The sequence below is a fragment of the Microbulbifer harenosus genome (assembly GCF_005771435.1).
In the GTDB taxonomy this organism is placed as follows: Bacteria; Pseudomonadota; Gammaproteobacteria; order Pseudomonadales; family Cellvibrionaceae; genus Microbulbifer; species Microbulbifer harenosus.
Genome location: NZ_VANI01000019.1, coordinates 58,604 through 79,840, shown reverse-complemented (window position 1 = coordinate 79,840; position 21,237 = coordinate 58,604). Strand labels below are relative to the sequence as shown.

General features: G+C 56.4%; 35 protein-coding genes. 31 read left to right on the top strand and 4 right to left on the bottom strand.

Features of this window, described 5'->3' with window-relative positions; translation table 11 throughout:
* The first annotated feature begins 25 nt into the window (after positions 1-25).
* Both fusA and tuf read left to right on the top strand, forming a co-directional pair.
* Positions 26-2,134 carry an elongation factor G gene (gene fusA, locus FDY93_RS16940; protein ID WP_138236942.1) on the top strand — a complete coding sequence of 703 codons (2,109 nt, stop codon included), beginning with the start codon at positions 26-28 and terminating at the stop codon, positions 2,132-2,134.
* Positions 2,135-2,222: 88 nt separating this feature from the next.
* Positions 2,223-3,416 carry an elongation factor Tu gene (gene tuf / locus FDY93_RS16935; protein ID WP_138236941.1) on the top strand — a complete coding sequence of 398 codons (1,194 nt, stop codon included), beginning with the start codon at positions 2,223-2,225 and terminating at the stop codon, positions 3,414-3,416.
* Positions 3,417-3,480: 64 nt separating this feature from the next.
* Here the strand turns inward: tuf and FDY93_RS16930 are convergent, their stop codons facing one another.
* Positions 3,481-3,957: an aminoacyl-tRNA deacylase gene (locus tag FDY93_RS16930; protein WP_138236940.1), complete on the bottom strand. Its 477-nt coding sequence runs from the start codon at positions 3,955-3,957 to the stop codon at positions 3,481-3,483.
* 197 nt (positions 3,958-4,154) lie between these two features.
* On the opposite strand from FDY93_RS16930, the gene rpsJ reads away from it, so the two are divergent.
* The 29 genes from rpsJ (at position 4,155) to FDY93_RS16785 (ending at position 18,765) form a co-directional block, all read left to right on the top strand.
* On the top strand, positions 4,155-4,466 hold the full coding sequence (gene rpsJ, locus FDY93_RS16925; protein ID WP_066967210.1) for a 30S ribosomal protein S10: 312 nt from the start codon (positions 4,155-4,157) through the stop codon (positions 4,464-4,466).
* 110 nt (positions 4,467-4,576) lie between these two features.
* Complete coding sequence (gene rplC / locus FDY93_RS16920; protein WP_138236939.1) at positions 4,577-5,212, top strand: 50S ribosomal protein L3; 636 nt, start codon at positions 4,577-4,579, stop codon at positions 5,210-5,212.
* 18 nt (positions 5,213-5,230) lie between these two features.
* The gene (rplD, locus tag FDY93_RS16915) at positions 5,231-5,845 is read left to right on the top strand and encodes a 50S ribosomal protein L4 (protein WP_138236938.1); all 615 of its coding nucleotides are present in this window, start codon (positions 5,231-5,233) and stop codon (positions 5,843-5,845) included.
* Positions 5,842-6,138: a 50S ribosomal protein L23 gene (rplW, locus tag FDY93_RS16910; protein ID WP_138236937.1), complete on the top strand. Its 297-nt coding sequence runs from the start codon at positions 5,842-5,844 to the stop codon at positions 6,136-6,138. The genes rplD and rplW overlap by 4 nt, the downstream gene beginning before the upstream one ends.
* A gap of 14 nt (positions 6,139-6,152) precedes the next feature.
* Positions 6,153-6,977: a 50S ribosomal protein L2 gene (rplB, locus tag FDY93_RS16905; protein WP_138236936.1), complete on the top strand. Its 825-nt coding sequence runs from the start codon at positions 6,153-6,155 to the stop codon at positions 6,975-6,977.
* 53 nt (positions 6,978-7,030) lie between these two features.
* A complete protein-coding gene (gene rpsS, locus FDY93_RS16900) occupies positions 7,031-7,309 on the top strand; it encodes a 30S ribosomal protein S19 (RefSeq protein ID WP_105101967.1) in 279 nt (92 codons plus the stop codon).
* A gap of 15 nt (positions 7,310-7,324) precedes the next feature.
* Positions 7,325-7,657 carry a 50S ribosomal protein L22 gene (gene rplV, locus FDY93_RS16895; protein WP_105101966.1) on the top strand — a complete coding sequence of 111 codons (333 nt, stop codon included), beginning with the start codon at positions 7,325-7,327 and terminating at the stop codon, positions 7,655-7,657.
* A 19-nt stretch (positions 7,658-7,676) separates the two neighbouring features.
* Positions 7,677-8,357 carry a 30S ribosomal protein S3 gene (gene rpsC / locus FDY93_RS16890; protein ID WP_105101965.1) on the top strand — a complete coding sequence of 227 codons (681 nt, stop codon included), beginning with the start codon at positions 7,677-7,679 and terminating at the stop codon, positions 8,355-8,357.
* 11 nt (positions 8,358-8,368) lie between these two features.
* A complete protein-coding gene (gene rplP, locus FDY93_RS16885) occupies positions 8,369-8,782 on the top strand; it encodes a 50S ribosomal protein L16 (RefSeq protein WP_105101964.1) in 414 nt (137 codons plus the stop codon).
* Positions 8,782-8,973, top strand: a complete 192-nt coding sequence (gene rpmC, locus FDY93_RS16880; RefSeq protein WP_043320803.1) for a 50S ribosomal protein L29 — start codon at positions 8,782-8,784, stop codon at positions 8,971-8,973. The genes rplP and rpmC overlap by 1 nt, the downstream gene beginning before the upstream one ends.
* Positions 8,974-8,975: 2 nt before the next feature.
* A complete protein-coding gene (rpsQ, locus tag FDY93_RS16875) occupies positions 8,976-9,239 on the top strand; it encodes a 30S ribosomal protein S17 (protein WP_138236935.1) in 264 nt (87 codons plus the stop codon).
* Positions 9,240-9,295: 56 nt separating this feature from the next.
* Positions 9,296-9,664, top strand: coding sequence for a 50S ribosomal protein L14 (gene rplN / locus FDY93_RS16870; RefSeq protein WP_138236934.1), 369 nt, complete (start codon positions 9,296-9,298; stop codon positions 9,662-9,664).
* Positions 9,665-9,684: 20 nt separating this feature from the next.
* Positions 9,685-10,002 carry a 50S ribosomal protein L24 gene (gene rplX, locus FDY93_RS16865; protein ID WP_105101961.1) on the top strand — a complete coding sequence of 106 codons (318 nt, stop codon included), beginning with the start codon at positions 9,685-9,687 and terminating at the stop codon, positions 10,000-10,002.
* A 14-nt stretch (positions 10,003-10,016) separates the two neighbouring features.
* On the top strand, positions 10,017-10,556 hold the full coding sequence (gene rplE / locus FDY93_RS16860) for a 50S ribosomal protein L5 (protein ID WP_138236933.1): 540 nt from the start codon (positions 10,017-10,019) through the stop codon (positions 10,554-10,556).
* Between the two features lie 9 nt (positions 10,557-10,565).
* Entirely contained in the window at positions 10,566-10,871 is a 306-nt protein-coding gene (rpsN, locus tag FDY93_RS16855) for a 30S ribosomal protein S14 (protein WP_105101959.1), read from the top strand.
* Between the two features lie 27 nt (positions 10,872-10,898).
* A complete protein-coding gene (rpsH, locus tag FDY93_RS16850) occupies positions 10,899-11,291 on the top strand; it encodes a 30S ribosomal protein S8 (protein WP_138236932.1) in 393 nt (130 codons plus the stop codon).
* Positions 11,292-11,303: 12 nt separating this feature from the next.
* Positions 11,304-11,837 carry a 50S ribosomal protein L6 gene (rplF, locus tag FDY93_RS16845; protein ID WP_138236931.1) on the top strand — a complete coding sequence of 178 codons (534 nt, stop codon included), beginning with the start codon at positions 11,304-11,306 and terminating at the stop codon, positions 11,835-11,837.
* Positions 11,838-11,846: 9 nt separating this feature from the next.
* Positions 11,847-12,197 carry a 50S ribosomal protein L18 gene (gene rplR, locus FDY93_RS16840; protein WP_138236930.1) on the top strand — a complete coding sequence of 117 codons (351 nt, stop codon included), beginning with the start codon at positions 11,847-11,849 and terminating at the stop codon, positions 12,195-12,197.
* A gap of 10 nt (positions 12,198-12,207) precedes the next feature.
* A complete protein-coding gene (rpsE, locus tag FDY93_RS16835; protein ID WP_105101955.1) occupies positions 12,208-12,717 on the top strand; it encodes a 30S ribosomal protein S5 in 510 nt (169 codons plus the stop codon).
* Positions 12,718-12,785: 68 nt separating this feature from the next.
* Complete coding sequence (gene rpmD / locus FDY93_RS16830) at positions 12,786-12,971, top strand: 50S ribosomal protein L30 (protein WP_105101954.1); 186 nt, start codon at positions 12,786-12,788, stop codon at positions 12,969-12,971.
* 1 nt (position 12,972) lies between these two features.
* Entirely contained in the window at positions 12,973-13,407 is a 435-nt protein-coding gene (rplO, locus tag FDY93_RS16825; protein WP_138236929.1) for a 50S ribosomal protein L15, read from the top strand.
* Between the two features lie 12 nt (positions 13,408-13,419).
* On the top strand, positions 13,420-14,766 hold the full coding sequence (gene secY, locus FDY93_RS16820; protein WP_138236928.1) for a preprotein translocase subunit SecY: 1,347 nt from the start codon (positions 13,420-13,422) through the stop codon (positions 14,764-14,766).
* A gap of 39 nt (positions 14,767-14,805) precedes the next feature.
* Complete coding sequence (gene rpmJ, locus FDY93_RS16815; RefSeq protein ID WP_105101951.1) at positions 14,806-14,922, top strand: 50S ribosomal protein L36; 117 nt, start codon at positions 14,806-14,808, stop codon at positions 14,920-14,922.
* 447 nt (positions 14,923-15,369) lie between these two features.
* Positions 15,370-15,726, top strand: a complete 357-nt coding sequence (gene rpsM, locus FDY93_RS16810) for a 30S ribosomal protein S13 (protein WP_138236927.1) — start codon at positions 15,370-15,372, stop codon at positions 15,724-15,726.
* 59 nt (positions 15,727-15,785) lie between these two features.
* On the top strand, positions 15,786-16,175 hold the full coding sequence (gene rpsK / locus FDY93_RS16805) for a 30S ribosomal protein S11 (RefSeq protein ID WP_043320820.1): 390 nt from the start codon (positions 15,786-15,788) through the stop codon (positions 16,173-16,175).
* A 15-nt stretch (positions 16,176-16,190) separates the two neighbouring features.
* Positions 16,191-16,811 (top strand): 30S ribosomal protein S4, encoded by a 621-nt coding sequence (gene rpsD / locus FDY93_RS16800; protein WP_138236926.1) that lies wholly within the window; start codon positions 16,191-16,193, stop codon positions 16,809-16,811.
* 45 nt (positions 16,812-16,856) lie between these two features.
* Complete coding sequence (locus FDY93_RS16795) at positions 16,857-17,861, top strand: DNA-directed RNA polymerase subunit alpha (RefSeq protein WP_138236925.1); 1,005 nt, start codon at positions 16,857-16,859, stop codon at positions 17,859-17,861.
* Between the two features lie 121 nt (positions 17,862-17,982).
* The gene (rplQ, locus tag FDY93_RS16790) at positions 17,983-18,375 is read left to right on the top strand and encodes a 50S ribosomal protein L17 (RefSeq protein ID WP_105101947.1); all 393 of its coding nucleotides are present in this window, start codon (positions 17,983-17,985) and stop codon (positions 18,373-18,375) included.
* A 123-nt stretch (positions 18,376-18,498) separates the two neighbouring features.
* Positions 18,499-18,765, top strand: a complete 267-nt coding sequence (locus FDY93_RS16785) for a DUF1315 family protein (RefSeq protein ID WP_138236924.1) — start codon at positions 18,499-18,501, stop codon at positions 18,763-18,765.
* 13 nt (positions 18,766-18,778) lie between these two features.
* Here the strand turns inward: FDY93_RS16785 and FDY93_RS16780 are convergent, their stop codons facing one another.
* From FDY93_RS16780 to pxpA, 3 genes are read right to left on the bottom strand one after another with little or no spacing between them, the layout of a single operon-like run.
* Positions 18,779-19,708 (bottom strand): 5-oxoprolinase subunit C family protein, encoded by a 930-nt coding sequence (locus FDY93_RS16780; RefSeq protein ID WP_138236923.1) that lies wholly within the window; start codon positions 19,706-19,708, stop codon positions 18,779-18,781.
* Positions 19,708-20,481, bottom strand: a complete 774-nt coding sequence (pxpB, locus tag FDY93_RS16775; RefSeq protein ID WP_138236922.1) for a 5-oxoprolinase subunit PxpB — start codon at positions 20,479-20,481, stop codon at positions 19,708-19,710. The genes FDY93_RS16780 and pxpB overlap by 1 nt, the downstream gene beginning before the upstream one ends.
* Complete coding sequence (gene pxpA, locus FDY93_RS16770) at positions 20,478-21,230, bottom strand: 5-oxoprolinase subunit PxpA (protein ID WP_138236921.1); 753 nt, start codon at positions 21,228-21,230, stop codon at positions 20,478-20,480. The genes pxpB and pxpA overlap by 4 nt, the downstream gene beginning before the upstream one ends.
* Positions 21,231-21,237: the final 7 nt, after the last annotated feature.

Sequence of the window (21,237 nt, the reverse complement as noted above, 5' to 3'; positions counted from 1 at the left end):
TTGCCGTTATATCGAGGATACAACTGTGGCACGTAAAACGCCTATCGCACGCTATCGCAATATCGGTATCTGCGCCCACGTAGACGCCGGTAAAACCACCACCACCGAGCGCGTCCTGTTCTACACCGGTCTGTCCCACAAAATTGGTGAGGTGCACGAGGGTGCGGCCACCATGGACTGGATGGCACAGGAGCAAGAGCGTGGTATTACCATCACCTCCGCGGCGACCACCTGCTTCTGGGCTGGAATGCGTCAGCAGTTCGACCAGCACCGCATCAACATCATCGACACCCCCGGACACGTTGACTTCACCATTGAAGTAGAGCGCTCCCTGCGTGTACTGGACGGCGCGGTTGTTGTGCTGTGTGGTTCCTCCGGTGTGCAGCCGCAGACCGAAACCGTATGGCGTCAGGCCAACAAGTACGAAGTACCGCGCATGGTCTTCGTCAACAAGATGGACCGCACTGGTGCCAACTACCTGAATGTTGTTAAGCAGCTGAAAACTCGTCTGAACGCGAACGCAGTTCCGCTGCAGATGACCATTGGCTCTGAAGACGAGTTCAAGGGTGTTGTTGACCTGGTCAAGATGAAAGCCATCATCTGGAACGAAGAAGACCAGGGCATGACCTTCAGCTACGAAGACATCCCCGCTGATATGGCCGATCAGTGCGCCGAAATGCGCGAATTCCTGATGGAAGCTGCGGCTGAAGCCAGCGAAGAGCTGATGGAGAAATACCTCGAAGAAGGCGAGCTGTCCGAAGAGGAAATCAAGGCGGCAATCCGTCAGCGCACTCTGGCCAACGAAATCGTACCGGTTCTCGGCGGTTCTGCATTCAAGAACAAGGGTGTGCAGGCGGTATTGGACGCGGTTATTGAATACCTGCCGGCGCCGACCGAAGTTAAGGCGATCGAAGGTACTCTGGACGACGGTGAAACCATCGCTACCCGTGAGGCTGACGATAACGCGCCGTTTGCTGCGCTGGCATTCAAAATTGCCACCGACCCCTTCGTTGGTACTCTGACTTTCTTCCGTGTTTACTCCGGTAAACTGGAGAGCGGCACTGGTGTGTTCAATTCCGTGAAGAGCAAGCGCGAGCGTATCGGCCGTATGGTGCAGATGCACGCGAACAACCGTCAGGAAATCAAAGAAGTACTGGCTGGTGACATCGCCGCGGCGATCGGTCTGAAAGACACCACCACTGGTGACACTCTGTGTGATGAGGCCAACAAGATTGTTCTCGAGCGTATGGAGTTCCCGGAGCCGGTAATCTCCGTAGCGGTTGAGCCGAAGTCCAAGCCGGATCAGGAAAAAATGGGTATCGCTCTGGGCAAGCTGGCTCAGGAAGACCCGTCTTTCCGTGTCAAGACCGACGAAGAAACTGGTCAGACCATCATCTCCGGTATGGGTGAGTTGCACCTGGACATCATCGTCGACCGTATGCGTCGCGAGTTTAACGTGGAAGCCAACATCGGTAAGCCGCAGGTTGCCTACCGCGAGCGCATCACCAACAAGTGTGAGATCGAAGGCAAGTTCGTGCGTCAGTCCGGTGGTCGCGGTCAGTACGGTCACGTATGGATTCGCTTCGAGCCGAACCTGGACGCGGATGCGGAAGACGGTCTGGTATTCGTGAACGAGATCGTGGGTGGTGTGGTTCCGAAGGAATACGTACCGGCGATCCAGAAGGGTATCTCCGAGCAGATGCAGAACGGCGTACTGGCGGGCTACCCGCTGCTGGGTCTGAAGGCTACTGTGTACGACGGTTCCTACCACGATGTGGACTCCAACGAGATGGCGTTCAAGATCGCTGCGTCCATGGCGACCAAGCAGCTGGCCCAGAAGGGTGGCGCTGTACTGCTTGAGCCGATCATGAAGGTCGAAGTGGTAACTCCGGAAGAGAACATGGGTGACGTGGTCGGTGACCTGAACCGTCGTCGTGGTCTTATCCAGGGTATGGATGAGAACTCCTCTGGCAAGGTGATCAACGCAGAGGTGCCGCTGGCTGAAATGTTTGGCTACGCTACCGATCTGCGCTCCGCCACCCAGGGCCGTGCTACCTACACCATGGAATTCCAGAAGTACGCGGAAGCACCGAAGAACGTTGCTGACGAAATCATCGCCAAGAACAAGGCCTGATAGGTTCGCAACCCTATGACGGGGAGTCCTGCGGGGCTCCCTTGCTAGAATTTTTTTCAGACAAGCTTTGATCTAGAGGACATCTGAGATGGCAAAAGAAAAGTTTGAACGTTCCAAGCCCCACGTAAACGTGGGCACCATTGGTCACGTTGACCACGGTAAAACCACCCTGACCGCTGCGCTGACCCGCGTATGTTCCGAAGTGTGGGGCGGCGCTGCCGTTGCCTTCGACGGTATCGATAACGCACCGGAAGAGCGCGAGCGCGGTATCACCATCTCCACTTCCCACGTGGAATACGAGTCCCCGACTCGTCACTACGCGCACGTTGACTGCCCGGGACACGCCGACTACGTGAAGAACATGATCACCGGTGCGGCGCAGATGGACGGCGCGATCCTGGTATGTTCCGCTGCTGACGGCCCCATGCCGCAGACCCGCGAGCACATCCTGCTGTCCCGTCAGGTAGGTGTACCGTACATCGTGGTATTCCTGAACAAAGCCGACATGGTCGACGACGAAGAGCTGCTGGAACTGGTGGAGATGGAAGTTCGCGAACTTCTGGACCAGTACGAGTTCCCGGGCGACGACACTCCGATCATCGTTGGTTCTGCGCTGATGGCGCTGAACGGCGAAGACGACAACGAAATGGGTACCACTGCCGTTAAGAAACTGGTGGAAACCCTGGACGCCTACATCCCGGAGCCTGAGCGCGCTATCGACAAGCCGTTCCTGATGCCGATCGAAGACGTATTCTCCATCTCTGGTCGCGGCACCGTAGTAACCGGCCGTGTGGAGCGTGGTATCGTCAAGACTGGTGATGAAATCGCCATCGTTGGTATCCGTGACACCACCACCACCACCTGTACCGGTGTGGAAATGTTCCGCAAGCTGTTGGACGAAGGTCGTGCTGGTGAGAACATCGGCGCCCTGCTGCGCGGCACCAAGCGTGACGAAGTAGAGCGTGGTCAGGTACTGGCCAAGCCGGGTTCCATCACTCCGCACACCAAGTTCGAAGCGGAAGTGTACGTACTGTCCAAGGACGAAGGTGGTCGTCACACCCCGTTCTTCAAGGGCTACCGTCCGCAGTTCTACTTCCGTACCACCGACGTAACTGGTGCGTGTGAACTGCCGGAAGGCACCGAGATGGTAATGCCGGGCGATAACGTTCAGATGACCGTTACCCTGATCGCCCCGATCGCCATGGAAGAAGGTCTGCGTTTCGCGATTCGCGAAGGTGGCCGTACCGTTGGTGCTGGCGTTGTAGCTAAGATCATTGAGTAATTTCTACTTTTGATCTGAAGCAGAAAAGCCGCGGTGGAAACGCCGCGGCTTTTTTTGTGCCCGTTCAGAACCAGTCGCGGCTCAGGTCGCAGTGTTGGCAGTTGGACATCAGTTGCTGGAAATCCCTGCCGTCGAGCGCAACCAGGGATTCATGGTCACCGGATTCCAGGTAGATGGTGTCGCAGCGGGCGAGGCTGTGGTCTACGAGGGTGGTGATGCCATAGGCTGGGCCCAGTGGGGGCAGTGCGCCGACTTCGCAGTCGCTGAAAATTTTGCCGAACGCCTCTTCATCCACCATTTTCAGGTGGTTGCGGCCGGTTTCATCGTGAACCGCGCTCATGTTCAGGCTGCTGCTGGCGGGAATAATCGCCATTACCATTCCCCGGTCGTCCTCCAGTAGGATGGCTTTGGCGACTGAATCCTCGCGGACACCGGCCTTGTGTGCGCTTTCCCGGCTGGTGGCGCTGTGGTCATGGGGGATCACCCGGTAATGTATCGAGTGATCATTCAGGTAGTGACTGATGGTGGAGGCTATGGTCATGACTGTTGCTCCTCCTGAGGTTGCTGATTTCCCAAGTGTAGGTTCGTCTTGCGCCGCCCCGCAGGGGGTGTATGGCTTCTTTTGGTCCGGTGTTGACAGATCAAATAATCACCCGTAGACTTCGCGCTCCTTTTCGCCCGCCCTCGGGGCTGTGTAAAAGGACGTTCTTTAAGCTTTATTGATTGGAGTTTGATTCCATGCAGGGTCAACGCATCCGAATTCGCCTGAAGGCGTTCGATCACAAGCTGATCGATACCTCTACTCAGGAGATCGTAGAGACGGCCAAGCGCACCGGCGCTCAAGTACGCGGTCCCATCCCGCTGCCGACTCGCAAAGAGAAGTACACCGTACTGATTTCCCCGCACGTCAACAAAGATGCGCGTGACCAGTACGAAATTCGTACTCACAAGCGTTTGCTGGATATTGTCGAGCCTACCGAGAAAACCGTCGACGCGCTGATGAAGCTCGATCTGGCGGCCGGTGTTGAGGTTCAGATCAGTCTCGGCTAACACTTCAAATTAACTACCGAATCCCAGGCGAAAAAGGTCTGGGTAGTGTAACGCTCTGAAATTGGGCGGCCGCAGTGGGTTAAAGCCCCGTGCACTGAGAGGTTGAAAAGATGACTATAGGTATTGTCGGCCGCAAGAGCGGCATGACTCGCATCTTCACTGAAGATGGCGCGTCTATCCCGGTAACTGTTATCGAGGTAGCTCCGAATCGCGTCACTCAAGTGAAAACTCTGGAAACTGATGGCTACTCCGCGGTTCAGGTAACTGTGGGTTCCCGTAAGGCTTCCCGTGTCTCCAAGCCCCTCGCGGGCCACTTCGCCAAAGCCAACACTGAGGCTGGCTCTGCACTCTTCGAACTGCGCACTGACGCTTCTGAAGAGTCCTTCGAAATCGGTTCTGAAATCACTGTTGCTGGCTTTGAAGCCGGTCAGAAGATCGACGTAACCGGAACTTCCAAAGGTAAAGGTTTCCAAGGCGCTATCAAGCGTTGGAATTTCCGTACCCAGGACGCCACTCACGGTAACTCCCTGTCTCACCGCGCTCCCGGTTCTATCGGTCAGTGTCAGACTCCTGGCCGCGTGTGGAAAGGCAAGAAAATGGCCGGCCACCTGGGTTCCGAGCGCGTAACCGTGCAGAACCTGGAAGTGGTTCGAGTTGACGCCGAACGCAATCTGCTGCTGGTTAAAGGTGCCGTTCCCGGTGCGCCCGGCGGCGACGTAATCGTTCGTCCGGCAGTTAAAGCCTAAGGCTGAGGGTAAATAGATATGGAACTGAATATCGCTACTCCCGAAGGCGCTAAAGGCACTGTTGCAGTTTCTGAAGTGACTTTCGGTCGTGAATTCAATCAGGACCTGGTGCACCAGGCAGTGGTTGCCTACATGGCAGGCGCTCGTCAGGGTACCAAGGCTCAAAAGACTCGCTCCGATGTTTCCGGTGGCGGCAAGAAGCCGTTCCGCCAGAAGGGTACTGGTCGCGCTCGCGCCGGTACTACCCGCAGCCCGCTGTGGCGTTCTGGTGGTGTAACGTTCGCTGCTGTACCGCGTGATCACAGTGTCAAGCTGAACAAGAAAATGTACCGCGCTGCACTGCGCTGCATTCTCTCCGAGCTGGCTCGTCAGGAGCGTCTGGTTGTGGTTGAGTCTTTCGACGTTGACGCGCCGAAGACCAAACAACTGGTAACCAAGCTGGCTCAGTACGATCTGTCCGACGCGTTGATCGTGACCGAAGAGGTAAATGAAAACCTCTACCTGGCCGCGCGCAACCTGCACAAGATCGATGTTCGCGACGTACAGGGTATCGATCCGGTAAGCCTGATTCGCTTTGACAAAGTCGTGGTTACCGTTTCTGCACTCAAGAAAATTGATGAGGTGCTGGGATGATCCAAGAGCGACTCTACAAAGTACTGCTGGGCCCGGTAATTTCCGAGAAGGCTGCTGTGCTGGCGGATTCCGCCAACCAGGTAGTGTTCAAAGTAACCACCGACGCTTCCAAAGCCGATATCAAGGCTGCGGTAGAAAAACTGTTTAACGTTTCCGTTGAGCAGGTTCGTACCGTGAACGTAAAAGGCAAGACCAAGCGCACCCGCTACGGCATGGGCCAGCGCAATGATTGGAAAAAAGCCTACGTTCGTCTGGCCGAAGGCAGCGACATTAACTTCGAAGCTGCTGAGTAAAGGGGAAAGTTGCAATGGCTATTGTAAAAACAAAACCGACCTCAGCCGGCCGTCGTCACCTGGTCAAGATTGTCAACGCCGAGCTGCATAAGGGCGCGCCCTATGCACCGCTGGTCGAGAAGAAGTCCAAGACCGGTGGTCGTAACAACAACGGTCGCATTACCACCCGTCATATCGGTGGTGGTCACAAGCATCACTACCGCATGGTGGACTTCAAGCGCAATAAAGATGGCATTCCTGCCACTGTTGAGCGCCTGGAGTACGATCCGAACCGCAGCGCACACATCGCTCTGGTGTGCTACGCCGACGGCGAGCGTCGTTACATCATTGCGCCGAAAGGACTGCAGGCCGGTGCAAAAATCCAATCTGGTGACGCTGCGCCGATCGCTGTAGGTAACACCCTGCCGCTGCGCAATATCCCGGTTGGTTCCGTAATTCACGGTATCGAGCTGAAGCCTGGTAAAGGTGCTCAGCTGGCCCGCTCTGCCGGTGCTTCTGTTCAGCTGGTTGCCCGTGATGGTCAGTACGCAACTATTCGTCTGCGTTCTGGTGAGATGCGTAAGGTTCTGACCGAGTGCCGCGCCACCTTGGGTGAAGTGAGCAACTCCGAGCACAGTCTGCGCAAGCTGGGTAAAGCCGGTGCTAAGCGTTGGCGTGGTGTTCGCCCGACCGTTCGCGGTGTGGCGATGAACCCGGTAGATCACCCGCATGGTGGTGGTGAAGGTCGTACCTCCGGTGGTCGTCATCCTGTGACGCCTTGGGGTGTTCCGACCAAGGGTAAGAAAACGCGTAAGAACAAGCGCACCGACAACATGATTGTGCGTCGTCGCGGCAAGTAATTCTCTATAGGAGAATGGCCGAGCGATGTGTGAGCAGCTAAGAGGAATCTAAAGTGCCACGCTCATTAAAGAAAGGTCCCTTTATTGATCTGCATCTGATCAAGAAGGTGGAGGCGGCGATTGAATCCAATGATCGTCGACCGATTAAAACCTGGTCCCGCCGTTCCATGATTATGCCGGAAATGGTGGGCCTGACGATCGCCGTGCACAACGGCCGTCAACACGTACCCGTGCTGGTCAACGAAGAAATGGTTGGCCATAAGCTGGGTGAGTTTGCTGCTACCCGCACTTACCGTGGTCACGCCGCGGATAAGAAAGCGAAGAAGCGCTAAGCCGAGGTTATAGAGATGGAAGTACAAGCAAAATTACGCGGTGCTCGTCTGTCGGCACAAAAAGCGCGTCTGGTAGCAGATCAGATTCGCGGTAAAGGTGTCGAGGAAGCCCTGGATATCCTGGCTTTCAGCCACAAGAAGGGTGCTGCGATCGTCAAGAAGGTTCTGGAATCCGCGATTGCCAACGCCGAGCACAACGAAGGTGCCGATGTTGACGAGCTGAAGGTTTCCACCATCTTCGTGGATGAAGGTATGACTATGAAGCGCATTAAACCGCGTGCCAAGGGTCGTGCCGACCGCATTTTCAAGCGTACTTGTCACATTACTGTGAAAGTAGCCGAGAAATAAGAGAGCAGGCGAGAAAACCATGGGACAAAAAGTACATCCTACCGGCATTCGTCTGGGTATCGTTAAAAAGCATACCTCTGTTTGGTATGCCGGCAGCGACGAGTACGCAGACAAGCTGTACACGGATCTGAAAGTTCGCGAATACATTCGCAAGAAACTGGCCCACGCTTCCGTGAGCCGTATCGAGATCGAACGTCCGGCCAATACCGCACGTGTGACCATTCACACTGCGCGTCCGGGCATCGTAATCGGCAAGAAAGGTGAAGACGTAGAGCGTCTGCGCAACGACCTGACCGCTCAGATGGGTGTTCCGGTGCACATCGACATCGAAGAAGTGCGCAAACCGGATATGGACGCCACTCTGGTAGCCCAGAACGTTGCTCAGCAGCTGGAGCGTCGCGTTATGTTCCGTCGCGCCATGAAGCGCGCCGTACAGAACGCCATGCGCCAGGGCGCAGAGGGTATCAAGATCCAGGTTAGCGGCCGTTTGGGCGGCGCCGAGATCGCGCGTACCGAATGGTACCGTGAGGGTCGTGTACCGCTGCACACTCTGCGTGCCAACATCGACTACGGCACTGCTGAAGCCAGTACTACCTACGGCATCATCGGTGTGAAAGTTTGGATCTTCAAAGGCGAAGTCATCGGTGACGAAATCCCCGAAGAGAAGCCAGCGAAGACTCGCAAGAAAGCTGCTAATTAAGGGGTGCGCAGATGCTACAACCGAAGCGTACAAAATTCCGCAAGGTACAGAAGGGTCGCAACCGCGGTCTTTCCCAGCGCGGCTCCAAAGTGAGCTTTGGCGAGTTTGGCCTTAAGGCCATCGGTCGCGGTCGCATTACTGCGCGCCAGATCGAGGCGGCTCGTCGCGCAATGACTCGTCACGTTAAACGTGGCGGCAAGATCTGGATTCGTGTGTTTCCGGACAAACCCATCACCAACAAGCCTCTTGAAGTGCGGATGGGTAAAGGTAAGGGTGGCGTTGAGTACTGGGTTGCCCAGATTCAACCGGGCAAAGTCCTCTATGAAATGGAGGGTGTTTCCGAAGAACTGGCTCGTGAGGCATTTGATCTCGCTGCAGCCAAGCTGCCTGTAAAGACAACTTTCGTTAAGCGTTCGGTGATGTAATGAAGACTGCAGATCTACGCTCAAAGTCAGTTGAAGAACTGAACCAGGAACTGCTGAGCCAGCTTGAAGCTCAATTCAAGCTGCGTATGCAGAAGTCCACCGGTCAGCTGACTCAGACCCATCTGCTGAAGCAGACTCGTCGCGACATTGCTCGCATTAAGACTGTTTTGACTGAGAAGGCAGGTAACTGATCATGGCTGAAGCAAAACTGAAGCGTACTCTGACCGGTAAGGTCGTGAGTGACAAGATGGATAAGACCATCACCGTTTTGATCGAGCGCCGTGTGAAGCACCCGATCTACGGCAAAATCGTGAGCAAGTCCACCAAGCTCAAGGCACATGACGAAAACAATGAATGCGGCATCGGTGATGTCGTGGTCATTGAAGAATCTCGTCCGCTGTCCAAGAGCAAGTCCTGGGCCTTGCAGCAAATTGTAGAGCGTGCGGCGAAGGTTTAACCCCTAGCGCATTGGCATTGACTGTGAAGGCCTAAAAAGGTCTTCGGAGAGGAACAATGATTCAAGCAGAATCCTACTTAGAAGTAGCCGATAACAGTGGGGCTCGCCGTGTCATGTGCATCAAGGTGCTGGGCGGCTCCCACCGTCGCTACGCTGGCGTTGGCGACATCATTAAAGTGACCGTCAAGGAAGCAATTCCTCGCGGTAAAGTGAAAAAAGGTCAGGTAATGAACGCCGTTGTGGTTCGCACCAGAAAAGGTGTGCGTCGCGCCGACGGTTCCCTGATCAAGTTTGACGATAACGCAGCGGTGCTGCTGAACCAGAACCTTGCTCCGGTCGGCACCCGTATTTTTGGCCCGGTAACTCGCGAGCTGCGCGGTGAGAAGTTCATGAAGATCATCTCACTGGCTCCCGAAGTTATCTAAGCCACGAGCGGAGAAAAGACATGCGCAAGATCAAGCGTGACGACGAAGTGATCGTTATCGCCGGTCGCGATAAAGGCAAGCGTGGCACCGTACGCAAGGTGCTGAACGACGGTCGCCTGATCGTATCCGGTGTGCAGATGATCAAAAAGCACCAGAAGCCGAATCCACAACTGGGTGTTGCGGGTGGCATCGTTGAGAAAGAAGCCGCTATCCAGGCTTCCAACGTGGCCATTTTCAACCCAAGCACCCAGAAAGCTGACCGGGTAGGCTTTAAAGTACTGGAAGACGGTACTAAGATCCGCGTCTTCAAATCCAGCGGCGACGCCGTTGACGCATAAGTCAGGTGGAAAAAATGGCAAGGCTTAAAGAGCTCTATACCAAAGAACTCGCGCCCAAGCTGAAAGAAGAGCTGGGCATCGAGAACGTGATGGCAGTGCCGCGCATCACCAAGATCACCGTCAACATGGGTGTCGGTGAAGCTGTTGGTGACAAGAAGGTACTGGAACACGCAGTCAGTGACATGACTGCGATCACTGGTCAAAAACCCATCATTACCAATGCGCGCAAGTCGATTGCGGGCTTCAAGATCCGTGATGGCTGGCCGATCGGCTGTAAGGTAACTCTGCGCGGCGAGCGCATGTACGAGTTCCTGGAGCGTCTGATCGGTATCGCGATTCCGCGTATTCGCGACTTCCGTGGCGTCAGCCCGAAGCAGTTCGACGGTCGTGGTAATTTCTCGATGGGTGTAACCGAACAAATCATCTTCCCGGAAATTGACTACGACAAAGTAGACAAGATTCGCGGTCTGGATATTTGTATCACTACTACAGCAGCCAACGACGACCAAGGTCGTGCACTGCTGAAAGCATTCAACTTCCCTTTCAAGGGTTAAGAGGATTCCATGGCGAAGAAATCCATGATTGCGCGTGAGAACAAGCGCGCTCGAACCGCAGCTAAGTACGCCGAAAAGCGTCAAGAGCTGAAGGCGATCATCGCCAGTGCCAGCGCTTCCGATGAGGAGCGTTGGGAGGCTCAACTCAAGCTGCAACAACTGCCGCGCGATGCAAGCCCGACTCGTCAGCAACGCCGCTGTCGGATCACTGGTCGCCCCCACGCTGTCTATCGCAAATTCGGCCTGTGCCGTAACAAACTGCGTGAAGCAGCCATGCGTGGAGATGTCCCCGGCCTGGTTAAATCCAGCTGGTAATACGGCAGACTTGAGGAGTCTTAAGTAATGAGTATGCAAGATCCGTTGGCAGACATGCTGACCCGCGTCCGCAACGCCCTGGCGCGCGGAAAGGGCAGCGTTTCTATGCCTTCTTCAAAACTGAAAGTAGCCGTGGCCAACGTTCTGAAGAGCGAAGGTTATGTGTCTGAAGTTGCTGTTAGCGAAGGTGCCAAGCCTGAACTGACCATCGAACTGAAGTACTTTCAGGGCAAACCGGTTATTGCCGAGCTGGATCGGGTTTCCCGTCCGGGCCTGCGTAACTACGCCGGTAAAAAAGCACTGCCTTCCGTTCGCGGCGGCCTGGGTATAGCCATCGTCTCCACCTCTAAAGGTGTGATGACCGATCGCGCAGCCCGTCAGGCTGGTGTCGGCGGCGAAGTGCTCTGCACCGTATTCTAAGCGGGGGTTGATATGTCTCGAGTAGCAAATAGTCCCGTAAGCATCCCCGCTGGCGTTTCCGTGAGCCTTTCAGGCCAGGATATCGCTGTTAAAGGCGGAAATGGCAACCTGAACTTCTCTGTTCACAGCGATGTGGAAGTGAAGCAGGAAGACAACCAGTTGACCTTTGCTGCACGCAATGGGTCCAAGCAGGCACGTGCCCTCGCCGGCACTACCCGCGCTCTGGTTAGCAATATGGTGGTCGGTGTCAGTCAGGGTTTCGAAAAGAAACTGCAACTGGTCGGCGTGGGTTACCGTGCAAAAGCAGCCGGTAAGTCCGTTAACCTGAGCCTCGGCTTCTCCCATCCGGTTGATTACGATCTGCCGGAAGGCGTTAGCGCCGAAACTCCGAGTCAGACTGAAATCGTACTGAAGAGCAGCGACAAGCAGCTGTTGGGTCAAGTGGCCGCTGAGATCCGCGCGTTCCGTCCGCCGGAGCCCTACAAAGGTAAGGGCGTCCGTTATGCAGACGAGCGTGTGTATCGCAAAGAGGCCAAGAAGAAGTAAGGCATAGATATGAACGTTAAGAAGCAATCTCGCTTGCGTCGTGCACGTCGTGCCCGCGCCAAAATGCGTGAGCTGGGCGCCGTTCGCCTGACAGTGAACCGCACGCCCCGCCACATCTACGCACAGATCCTGTCTGCCGATGGCGACAAGGTATTGGCCTCAGCCTCTACTCTGGACAAGGACCTGCGTGAAAGCAAAACCGGTAACGTCGACGCTGCTACAGCCGTTGGCACCCTGATCGCTGAGCGCGCGAAAGCCGCCGGCGTTGAAGCGGTAGCCTTCGATCGTAGCGGCTTCAAATACCATGGCCGTGTCAAGGCCCTGGCAGACGCTGCCCGTGAAGCCGGTCTGAAATTCTAAGGGTTGAGTTATGGCTAGAGAAAAAGTCGAGAAAGGCAATGACGAAGGCCTCCAGGAAAAGCTGGTCCAGGTCAATCGTGTTGCCAAAACCGTAAAGGGTGGTCGTATTTTCGCGTTCACCGCTCTGACCGTAGTTGGCGACGGCAATGGCCGTGTCGGTTTCGGTCGTGGCAAGGCGCGCGAAGTACCGGTTGCCATCCAGAAGGCAATGGAAGCTGCGCGTCGCAATATGATCCAGGTAGACCTGAACGGTGACACCATTCAGTACGCTACCAACGGTCGTCACGGCGGTTCCAAGGTTTACATGCAGCCCGCTTCCCAGGGTACCGGTGTAATTGCCGGCGGTGCCATGCGCTCCGTACTGGAAATGGCTGGTGTCCACAACGTACTGGCCAAGTGCTACGGCTCTACCAACCCGGTAAACGTCGTGCGCGCAACCTTCAGTGCGCTGGGCAAAATGAGCAGCCCGGAAGATGTTGCCGCCAAGCGTGGCAAGTCTGTGGAAGAAATCCTGAACTGATTCGGATTCGGGCCGTGGCAGCAGAATCGCTGCGGTCCGTTCTGAAACTTGCTTTGAGTGAATGAGTCATGGCTAAGAAGACCATCAAAGTCACCCAGGTCAAGAGCGTCGCCGGTCGTCTGAAGAATCATCAGGCGTGCGTCGCTGGTCTGGGTCTGCGCCGCATCGGTCACACTGTGGAAGTGGAAGACACTCCCTCTGTGCGCGGCATGATCAACAAGGTGAATTACCTCGTAAAAGTGGAGGAGGCATAACATGCGTCTGAATGAATTGTCTCCCGCGGAAGGCCACAAGCACGCTAGCAAGCGTGTGGGTCGTGGTATCGGTAGCGGCCTGGGTAAAACCGGTGGTCGCGGCCACAAGGGTCAGAAATCCCGTTCCGGCGGACGTGTACGTCCGGGCTTCGAAGGCGGTCAGATGCCTTTGCAGAAGCGCCTGCCGAAGTACGGTTTCACCTCTCGCGTTGGCCGCTTTGTGGCGGAAGTGCGTCTGGCGGAGCTGGCGAAGGTGGACGGTGACACTATTGATTTGGCAGCGCTGAAGAATGCCGATATTATCGGCAGCCACATTAAGCGCGCCAAAGTGTTCCTGTCTGGTGAGCTGACCAAAGCGGTTACCGTGAAAGGTCTGAGCGTCACCAAGGGTGCTAAAGCGGCCATTGAAGCTGCTGGCGGAAAAGTAGAAGACTAAATCGAGGCCCCAATGGCACGACCAGGATCTGGTGTTAACTCCCTGGGCAACGGCAAGGGATTAGGCGAGCTTTGGGCTCGCCTTCGTTTTCTGTTTCTCGCGATACTCGTGTATCGCATTGGAACTCACATTCCGGTGCCCGGTATTGATCCGGAGAAGCTGGCGAACCTGTTCAACCAGAACCAGGGAACCATCCTTGGTCTGTTCAACATGTTCTCCGGTGGTGCACTGGAGCGGATGAGTATTCTGGCCCTTGGCATCATGCCGTACATCTCCGCGTCTATCATCATGCAGTTGATGACCGCGGTAACGCCTTCTCTGGAGGCGTTGAAGAAGGAAGGTGATGCAGGGCGCCGTAAGATCAACCAGTACACCCGTTACCTGACGGTGCTGCTGGCTCTGATCCAGGGTATCGGTATGACCTTTGGTCTCGCCGGTCAGAACCTGGCTTACTCCGCTGAGCCGGCATTCGGATTCTACTTTGTGGCCGTAGTGTCACTGGTGACCGGTGCTGTATTCATGATGTGGCTGGGTGAACAGATTACGGAGCGCGGTGTTGGCAACGGCATTTCCATGCTGATTTTCGCCGGTATCGTCGCAGGTCTGCCCAGTGCCATTGGCCAGGCTTTCGAGCAGGCGCGCCAGGGTGAGCTGCATATCCTGATGCTGTTGGCGATTGGTTTTGTGGCGATTGCTGTTGTGTACTTCGTTGTGGTTATGGAGCGCGGTCAACGCCGCATCACCATCAACCATGCGCGTCGTCAGGCAGGTCGTTACTCCCAGGCGCCGGCGGCACAGTCCAGCCACCTGCCGCTGAAGGTCAATATGGCCGGTGTGATTCCGGTGATTTTTGCCAGCAGTATCCTGCTGTTCCCTGCGACTCTGGCGCAGTGGTTCGGCCAGGGTGGCGAGGGCATCGGTGCGCAGATACTGCAGTGGATGGCACTGCAGCTGGGCCCGGGTCAGCCGCTGAACATTATTCTGTTCGCACTGTTGATTGGCTTCTTCTGTTTCTTCTATACGGCGTTGATGTTTAACCCGAATGAAGTAGCAGACAACCTGAAAAAATCCGGTGCTTATGTGCCCGGTATCCGCCCTGGCGAACAGACCGCGCGTTATATCGACACCGTTCTGACTCGTCTGACTCTGGTGGGTGCTGTTTACATCGCGCTGGTCTCCCTGCTGCCGCAGTTCCTGGTGGTCGGGCTGAACATTCCTTTCTACTTGGGCGGTACCTCGCTGCTGATCGTTGTGGTCGTAGTGATGGACTTCATGGCGCAAGTGCAGTCGCACCTGTTGTCTCACCAGTATGAAGGGTTGATGAAAAAGGCGAATCTGCAAGGCTACGGCCGCCGTTGATCGGCAGCCGCCGCAGCAGGAGTGAATTGAGGTAAGGTCATGAAAGTACGCGCTTCTATCAAAAAGATCTGCCGTAACTGCAAAATCGTACGTCGCAAAGGCGTTCTGCGGGTAATCTGCAGCGCTGAGCCGCGTCACAAGCAGCGGCAGGGCTAATCGGCGCACTCAAACAGCGAAGCTGTTTGCGCCGATCGGCAGCCGGCCAGGGAGGGCCGGCACGGTGTCCACTCCCGAGAGGGGCCAGTTGTGACACCGATCTGTGCAGAGTCTTTTTCGGATTCTGCACAGAGTGTTTATAAATTTGCCTTCTTGCACGGCCCCGTGTACAAAGGCGCACCGCAAACCTCCCGGTCTGCGGCGAGACCGAAAAGTCACTAATAAAATGACTTCCAGGTTTCAAAAAAGGGGGCGTTGACTGTCGTCTATTTTCCCAGGGCTGAGGCCTTGGGAGGGTGGGCTATTGCAAATTGGTGTATGAAAAGCTATTCTTGCGCGCCTTTTTGGTGGTGCTGGTGGCTTTTTATTCGCTGTCAGCGCCGAATTGAGAATTGAACCGCGCCATTACCAAGTAGCGCCGGTTCACAATACGTGGAGTATGCCTCTATGGCACGTATTGCTGGTGTAAACGTACCAGACCACAAGCACGCCGTGATCTCCCTGACCCATATTTATGGTGTCGGTCGCACTACGGCCAAGTCTATTCTGGCAGCGGTAGGTATCGCTGAATCCACCAAACTTCGTGATCTGTCCGAAGAGCAGATTGAAACCATCCGCGGTGAAGTTGCAAAACTGACCGTTGAGGGTGATCTGCGTCGTGAAGTATCCATGAACATCAAGCGTCTGATGGACCTGGGTTGCTTCCGCGGTCTGCGTCACCGTCGCAGCCTGCCGCTTCGCGGTCAGCGCACCAAGACTAACGCCCGTACCCGCAAGGGTCCGCGCAAGCCCATTCGTAAGTAAGATTGGGTAAGTAATCGCGCCGCGCGAGTCTTAACAAGTACAGGATTTAGGATACAGGTATGGCTAAGCCAAAAACTACTGTTCGCAAAAAGGTCAAAAAGACCGTTGTCGACGGTGTTGCCCACATCCACGCATCGTTCAACAACACGATCGTGACGATCACTGACCGTCAGGGCAACACTCTGAGCTGGGCTACCGCTGGTGGTTCCGGTTTCCGCGGTTCTCGCAAGAGCACCCCTTTCGCAGCCCAGGTTGCCGCTGAGCGCGCAGGTACTGCCGCTCAGGAGTACGGCCTGAAAAACCTTGATGTCGAAGTGAAGGGCCCGGGCCCCGGTCGCGAATCTGCTGTTCGCGCCCTGAATAACTGCGGCTACAAGATCACCAACATCACCGACGTGACGCCAATTCCGCATAACGGATGTCGTCCGCCCAAGAAACGTCGCGTGTAAGAGGGGGTTGACGAAATGGCACGTTATATTGGACCAAAATGTAAACTTTCCCGCCGGGAAGGTACTGATCTTCAGCTGAAATCTGGCGTTCGCCCGCACGAGTCAAAGTGCCGCGCGGAAACCAAACCCGGTGTTCATGGCGCCGGCCGCGGTCGTCTTTCCGACTACGGTGTTCAGCTGCGTGAAAAACAAAAAGTGCGTCGTATCTACGGCGTGCTGGAAAAGCAGTTCCGCAACTACTATAAGCAAGCTGCGCGTCTGAAAGGTGCAACTGGTGAGAACCTGCTGCAACTTCTCGAAAAACGTCTCGACAACGTGGTTTACCGCATGGGCTTCGGCTCAACTCGCTCTGAAGCGCGTCAGTTGGTTTCCCACAAGGCGATTTTGGTGAATGGCGCTGCGGTTAACGTTCCTTCCTACCAGGTTCAGGAAGGCGACGTGATCTCCATTCGCGAGAAGGCCAAGAAGCAGATGCGTATCCAGAACTCCGTTGCCCTCGCTGCACAGCGCGGTGACGTTGAGTGGGTAGACGTGAACGCGAGCAAGCTGGAAGGTACCTTCAAGCGTGTTCCGGACCGCGTGGATCTGCCGGCAGAAATCAATGAAAACCTTATTGTGGAACTCTACTCCAAGTAAGGCTCTGTTCCATTTAAGGAATAAAACTGTAATACAGGTATGGCTATGCAGACTGCTGTCAACGAGTTTTTGACACCTCGTCGTATTGACGTCACCGAGTACAACCAGAATCACGCCAAAGTGGTTCTGGAACCGCTGGAGCGTGGTTTCGGCCACACTCTCGGCAACGCACTGCGCCGCATCCTGCTGTCTTCCATGCCCGGTTGCGCTGTCACCGAAGTGGAAATCGATGGTGTGGAGCATGAGTACAGTGCCATCGAAGGTGTGCAGGAAGATGTTATCGAAATCCTGCTCAACCTGAAGGAAATTGCGGTGGTGATGCACGGCAAGGACCAGGCAGTGCTGGGTCTGAGCAAGAAGGGCCCGGGTCCGGTGACCGCTGGCGACATCCAGGTGGATCACGACATTGAAATCGTGAACCCCGAACATGTTATCGCCAACATTACCGGCGATGTGCAACTCAATCTGCGTCTGACCGTTGCGCGCGGCCGTGGCTATCAGCCCGCCGACGCCCGCCGCGAAGACGAAGATGAGACCCGTTCTATCGGCCGTCTGCAGCTGGATGCCTCCTTTGGCCCGGTTCGTCGCGTATCTTACAGCGTGGAATCCGCGCGTGTTGAGCAGCGCACCGACCTGGACAAGCTGGTTCTGGATCTGGAAACCAACGGTACTCTGGACCCGGAAGAAGCGATCCGTCGCGCCGCCACCATCCTGCAGCAACAGCTGGCAGTGTTTGTGGACCTCGAAGGCGAGAAGGATTCCCAGCCGGAAGCGAAGGAAGAGGAAGTCGATCCGGTGCTGTTGCGCCCGGTAGACGACCTGGAGCTGACCGTGCGTTCGGCCAACTGTCTGAAAGCGGAAAACATCTACTACATCGGCGACCTGATTCAGCGCACCGAAGTAGAGCTGCTGAAGACGCCGAACCTGGGCAAGAAATCCCTGACCGAGATCAAGGATGTTCTGGCCTCCCGCGGCCTCTCCTTGGGTATGCGCCTCGAGAACTGGCCGCCGGCCAGCCTCAAAGGCGACAGCAAGCTGAGCTCCCTGTAAAGCATTTGTGGCGCGGGTACTGCCCGGCCTTGTGAAGAAAACCGAGTGGTGTGCGCCGCAGGCTATCACCACTCCCAGACGACTTGCTGAGAAAGCAATGAAAGTCGTGAGGAATTGAGTTATGCGTCATCGCTATAGTGGCCGTAAATTCAGTCGTACCAGCTCTCACCGCAAGGCCATGTTCAAGAACATGACCGCTTCTCTGGTAGAGCACGAACTGATCAAAACCACACTGCCGAAAGCCAAGGAGCTGCGTCGCGTTGCCGAGCCGCTGATCACCCTGGCCAAGAAAGACAGTGTTGCCAACCGCCGTCTGGCTTTTGCCCGTATCCGCGACAAGGATGCCGTACGCAAGCTGTTCGACGAACTGGGTCCCCGTTACGAAGCCCGTCCGGGCGGATACATCCGCATTCTGAAATGCGGTTTCCGCGCCGGTGACAAGGCTCCGATGGCTTACGTGGAGCTGGTTGATCGTCCGGTAGCGGGCGAAGCCGTGGAAGCTGCGGAAGCCTGAGGCCCTGTGCTTTAGGTTGATCGGTACGTTATCTGTGCCGAGCGAAGGAAAGCCGGTCATCGACCGGCTTTCTTTTTTTCCGATGCAGAGTTTTCGACGTAAGTATTGTGAAGGGGAGACCCGATGTTCCAGTCCCTGGATGAATTGCTGCAGATCCTCAATCCGCAAATCGTCGGTAGCCTGAAACGGGCGATCGAGCTGGGCAAGTGGCCCAACGGTGTCGCGTTATCCGCGCAACAGAAAATGTTGTGCGCAGAAGCCGTTGCCTACTGGGAACAGACGCACACGGCGCCCGCTGATCGGGTTGGTTATGTGCCGCCCAAAGCTACCCCCTGCGCAGACAAGCACGACCACGACTACGAAGAGACGGTTACCTGGGTCGCTTCCTGAGTCGCGCCGGGGCTTATGACTGTGTATCGAGTCGTGCAAGCAGGGCGGTTTTGTCGCACAAAATGCGCACCGCCGTTTCGAGATCGACCCGCTGGAAGTCGAGCTTATCGCGGGGCTTGAGTTGCGCGAGCAGATGCTGGTCTGCTGATATGACATGGGCGAGACGCGGGTAGCCTCCAATTGTCTGGCCTTCAACAAACGAAATGATGGGTTGGCCATCCGGTGGTATCTGTACGGTCCCCGGGCAAAGCCCCGAGGATGTCATTTGCGGCAGTCCTTCGGTGTTCAGCGTGTCACCCTGCAAGCGAATTCCCATCCGGTTACTCTGCGGTGAAACGCGGTAGGCCGTGCGATAGAAAAGCTCACGCTGATCGCGGGCAAACAATCCCGCTTCGGCGCCATCAATTACCCGCAGTTGCGGGCGACCCGTATATTTCAGTTGGTATCCATCCGCCAGTTGCCGGCTTTTTTCCCGCCGGCAATTCTGCAGTGGTATCTGGTCACCGGCGCGCAGCGAGCGTCCGCGCACACCGCCAAAGCCTGCTTGCAGGTACGTCGAGAAGCTGTCAAATACCGCGGCTAATTGCGGTTCCGCGGCAAACGCCAGGTAAGCGCGTGCACCAGACTGCAGTGGCCCGAACTGCAGCACGTCCCCTTTTCTGATCTGTATTACGCAATTGTTGTCAACGCTGCACCCGTTGTGGGTCAGGGCGAAGCGCGCACCGCAGATGGCAATGGAAAGGTCAGCTGTAAATTCGAGTTCCGGGCCGGTCAGGGTGACTTCCAGGCAGGGATGGCCGGCGGGATTGCGCAGCAGGCTGTTGGCGAGTCGCATCGCTACGGGATCGGCAGCGCCGCCCCGGGCAATGCCGTACTGCATCCAACCCATGCGCCCGCCATCCTGAAGGCTGGTCTGCAGGCCGGGCTTGAGAATACGCAGCATCAGATTTCCTCACTTCCCGCGTGCATGGCCACCGCAGCATTCCTTGTCATGGATTCGAACTCCTGCACACTGATCGGCACGAAGCGGATGCGGTCCAGCGGCCGTGCCACAAACGGATACTCCTGCTGCGGATCAAACAGCGGCAGCGGCGTGCGGCCGATGATCTGCCAACCCCCGGGGGTCGCCTGCGGGTAAATTCCGGTCTGCGCGCCGCCAATGCCGACGGAGCCCGCGTCAACTCGAAGCGCCGGCTTTTCCTTGCGCGGGCAGCTGATGCTGGGGTCGAGTCCGCCGAGATACAGAAAACCTGGGCTGAAGCCGAGCATATGCACGAGATATTCGGGCTTGTGGTGGCGGGCAATGACCTCGTTGCGGGCGAGTCCGGTATGGGCGCACACCACGTCCATGTCAATCGCGAAGGGCTCCGCATAGCACACTGGAATCTCGATCAATGCCGATGGCTGTGTCCGCAGCAGCGCTTCCGGGAAGCTGCTGGATGCCAGCGTTTTCGCAATGAACGCCTGCAGCTGTGCATGCAGTTCTCCAAAGGTTGGCCCGCCCCCTGTGATTTGCACCGGATCGTACACGATAGTGAGGCACTGGTAGGCGGGAATCAGCTCCTGCAAACCGGGCCAGCACCCCAGCGCCATCTCCTGCTGCAGCAACCGTTGCAGGGCGATGATGACCTTGCTCAAGGCCTCGCCGGGTGTTCCCTGGAAGCAGATATCCAGCGCGGAATCGCCGTTCTGGATCAGTTGGAAAGAAAGGCTCATGCGCGGACGTCCACCCCGGCTCGCTGCAGCGCGCGATGCAGCCGAGTGGCGATTTCTGGCGCGTGGATATTGTCGCCGTGCAGGCAGATACTGTCCGCGGTAAAGCGCAGTGGTTCGCCGTGAATGGACAGGAATGTCTCGCCGCGAATCAGTGCCAGAGTCTGCTGCAGGCACTGGGTGAAATCGTCAATCACCGCACCCTGCATGCTGCGGGGAGATAGCTGGTGATTGTTCAGATAGCGCCGGTCCATAAAACCTTCGCGAAGAAAGGGGATGCCAACCGTATGCGCGGCTTGTTCCGTGGCGGCATTGGCGAGCCCGAGAATTTTCAGTGTCGGGAAGCGGCTCTTGAGCATTTCCAGCAGGGAAATAGCGAGTGCGGGGTCGGCCTCGGCGTCGTTGTACAGGGCGCCGTGCAGTTTTATATGGTCCAGTGTTGCATGGCGATGTGCGGCAATGGTGGAGAGTCGCTCAATCTGCGCGGCGACCGCATCGAGCAATTGTGGCCTGGCGATGGCGAGCGAGTGGCGGCCGAAGTTGTCCCGATCCGGATAGCTTGGGTGGGCACCGATGGCGAGGCCGTTGGCCATGGCGTTGTCTATGGACAATGCCATGGTATCGTCGTTGCCGGCGTGACCTCCGCAGGCAATATTGCAGCGGGAAATAAATGGCATGAGCAGAGCGTCGCGGGTGCAATCCGCCGCAGTGTTGCCTTCGCCCAGATCGCAGTTGATGTCGACGGTTGTCATTTCACCA

What these genes read in the sequence shown, in the direction of transcription:
- rpsJ (WP_066967210.1), top strand. Translation starts at nt 4,155, where the DNA reads ATGCAGGGTCAACGCATCCGAATTCGCCTGAAGGCGTTCGATCACAAG.
- rplO (WP_138236929.1), top strand. Translation starts at nt 12,973, where the DNA reads ATGCGTCTGAATGAATTGTCTCCCGCGGAAGGCCACAAGCACGCTAGC.
- rpsE (WP_105101955.1), top strand. Translation starts at nt 12,208, where the DNA reads ATGGCTAGAGAAAAAGTCGAGAAAGGCAATGACGAAGGCCTCCAGGAA.
- rpsD (WP_138236926.1), top strand. Translation starts at nt 16,191, where the DNA reads ATGGCACGTTATATTGGACCAAAATGTAAACTTTCCCGCCGGGAAGGT.
- pxpA (WP_138236921.1), bottom strand. Translation starts at nt 21,230, where the DNA reads ATGACAACCGTCGACATCAACTGCGATCTGGGCGAAGGCAACACTGCG.
- rplQ (WP_105101947.1), top strand. Translation starts at nt 17,983, where the DNA reads ATGCGTCATCGCTATAGTGGCCGTAAATTCAGTCGTACCAGCTCTCAC.
- pxpB (WP_138236922.1), bottom strand. Translation starts at nt 20,481, where the DNA reads ATGAGCCTTTCTTTCCAACTGATCCAGAACGGCGATTCCGCGCTGGAT.
- rpsM (WP_138236927.1), top strand. Translation starts at nt 15,370, where the DNA reads ATGGCACGTATTGCTGGTGTAAACGTACCAGACCACAAGCACGCCGTG.
- rpmC (WP_043320803.1), top strand. Translation starts at nt 8,782, where the DNA reads ATGAAGACTGCAGATCTACGCTCAAAGTCAGTTGAAGAACTGAACCAG.
- rplF (WP_138236931.1), top strand. Translation starts at nt 11,304, where the DNA reads ATGTCTCGAGTAGCAAATAGTCCCGTAAGCATCCCCGCTGGCGTTTCC.
- rplP (WP_105101964.1), top strand. Translation starts at nt 8,369, where the DNA reads ATGCTACAACCGAAGCGTACAAAATTCCGCAAGGTACAGAAGGGTCGC.
- rplB (WP_138236936.1), top strand. Translation starts at nt 6,153, where the DNA reads ATGGCTATTGTAAAAACAAAACCGACCTCAGCCGGCCGTCGTCACCTG.
- rplR (WP_138236930.1), top strand. Translation starts at nt 11,847, where the DNA reads ATGAACGTTAAGAAGCAATCTCGCTTGCGTCGTGCACGTCGTGCCCGC.
- rpsC (WP_105101965.1), top strand. Translation starts at nt 7,677, where the DNA reads ATGGGACAAAAAGTACATCCTACCGGCATTCGTCTGGGTATCGTTAAA.
- tuf (WP_138236941.1), top strand. Translation starts at nt 2,223, where the DNA reads ATGGCAAAAGAAAAGTTTGAACGTTCCAAGCCCCACGTAAACGTGGGC.
- rplD (WP_138236938.1), top strand. Translation starts at nt 5,231, where the DNA reads ATGGAACTGAATATCGCTACTCCCGAAGGCGCTAAAGGCACTGTTGCA.
- FDY93_RS16780 (WP_138236923.1), bottom strand. Translation starts at nt 19,708, where the DNA reads ATGCTGCGTATTCTCAAGCCCGGCCTGCAGACCAGCCTTCAGGATGGC.
- FDY93_RS16785 (WP_138236924.1), top strand. Translation starts at nt 18,499, where the DNA reads ATGTTCCAGTCCCTGGATGAATTGCTGCAGATCCTCAATCCGCAAATC.
- rplC (WP_138236939.1), top strand. Translation starts at nt 4,577, where the DNA reads ATGACTATAGGTATTGTCGGCCGCAAGAGCGGCATGACTCGCATCTTC.
- rpmD (WP_105101954.1), top strand. Translation starts at nt 12,786, where the DNA reads ATGGCTAAGAAGACCATCAAAGTCACCCAGGTCAAGAGCGTCGCCGGT.
- FDY93_RS16930 (WP_138236940.1), bottom strand. Translation starts at nt 3,957, where the DNA reads ATGACCATAGCCTCCACCATCAGTCACTACCTGAATGATCACTCGATA.
- rplV (WP_105101966.1), top strand. Translation starts at nt 7,325, where the DNA reads ATGGAAGTACAAGCAAAATTACGCGGTGCTCGTCTGTCGGCACAAAAA.
- rpmJ (WP_105101951.1), top strand. Translation starts at nt 14,806, where the DNA reads ATGAAAGTACGCGCTTCTATCAAAAAGATCTGCCGTAACTGCAAAATC.
- rpsK (WP_043320820.1), top strand. Translation starts at nt 15,786, where the DNA reads ATGGCTAAGCCAAAAACTACTGTTCGCAAAAAGGTCAAAAAGACCGTT.
- rpsN (WP_105101959.1), top strand. Translation starts at nt 10,566, where the DNA reads ATGGCGAAGAAATCCATGATTGCGCGTGAGAACAAGCGCGCTCGAACC.
- rpsQ (WP_138236935.1), top strand. Translation starts at nt 8,976, where the DNA reads ATGGCTGAAGCAAAACTGAAGCGTACTCTGACCGGTAAGGTCGTGAGT.
- rplN (WP_138236934.1), top strand. Translation starts at nt 9,296, where the DNA reads ATGATTCAAGCAGAATCCTACTTAGAAGTAGCCGATAACAGTGGGGCT.
- secY (WP_138236928.1), top strand. Translation starts at nt 13,420, where the DNA reads ATGGCACGACCAGGATCTGGTGTTAACTCCCTGGGCAACGGCAAGGGA.
- rplW (WP_138236937.1), top strand. Translation starts at nt 5,842, where the DNA reads ATGATCCAAGAGCGACTCTACAAAGTACTGCTGGGCCCGGTAATTTCC.
- rplE (WP_138236933.1), top strand. Translation starts at nt 10,017, where the DNA reads ATGGCAAGGCTTAAAGAGCTCTATACCAAAGAACTCGCGCCCAAGCTG.
- rplX (WP_105101961.1), top strand. Translation starts at nt 9,685, where the DNA reads ATGCGCAAGATCAAGCGTGACGACGAAGTGATCGTTATCGCCGGTCGC.
- rpsH (WP_138236932.1), top strand. Translation starts at nt 10,899, where the DNA reads ATGAGTATGCAAGATCCGTTGGCAGACATGCTGACCCGCGTCCGCAAC.
- FDY93_RS16795 (WP_138236925.1), top strand. Translation starts at nt 16,857, where the DNA reads ATGCAGACTGCTGTCAACGAGTTTTTGACACCTCGTCGTATTGACGTC.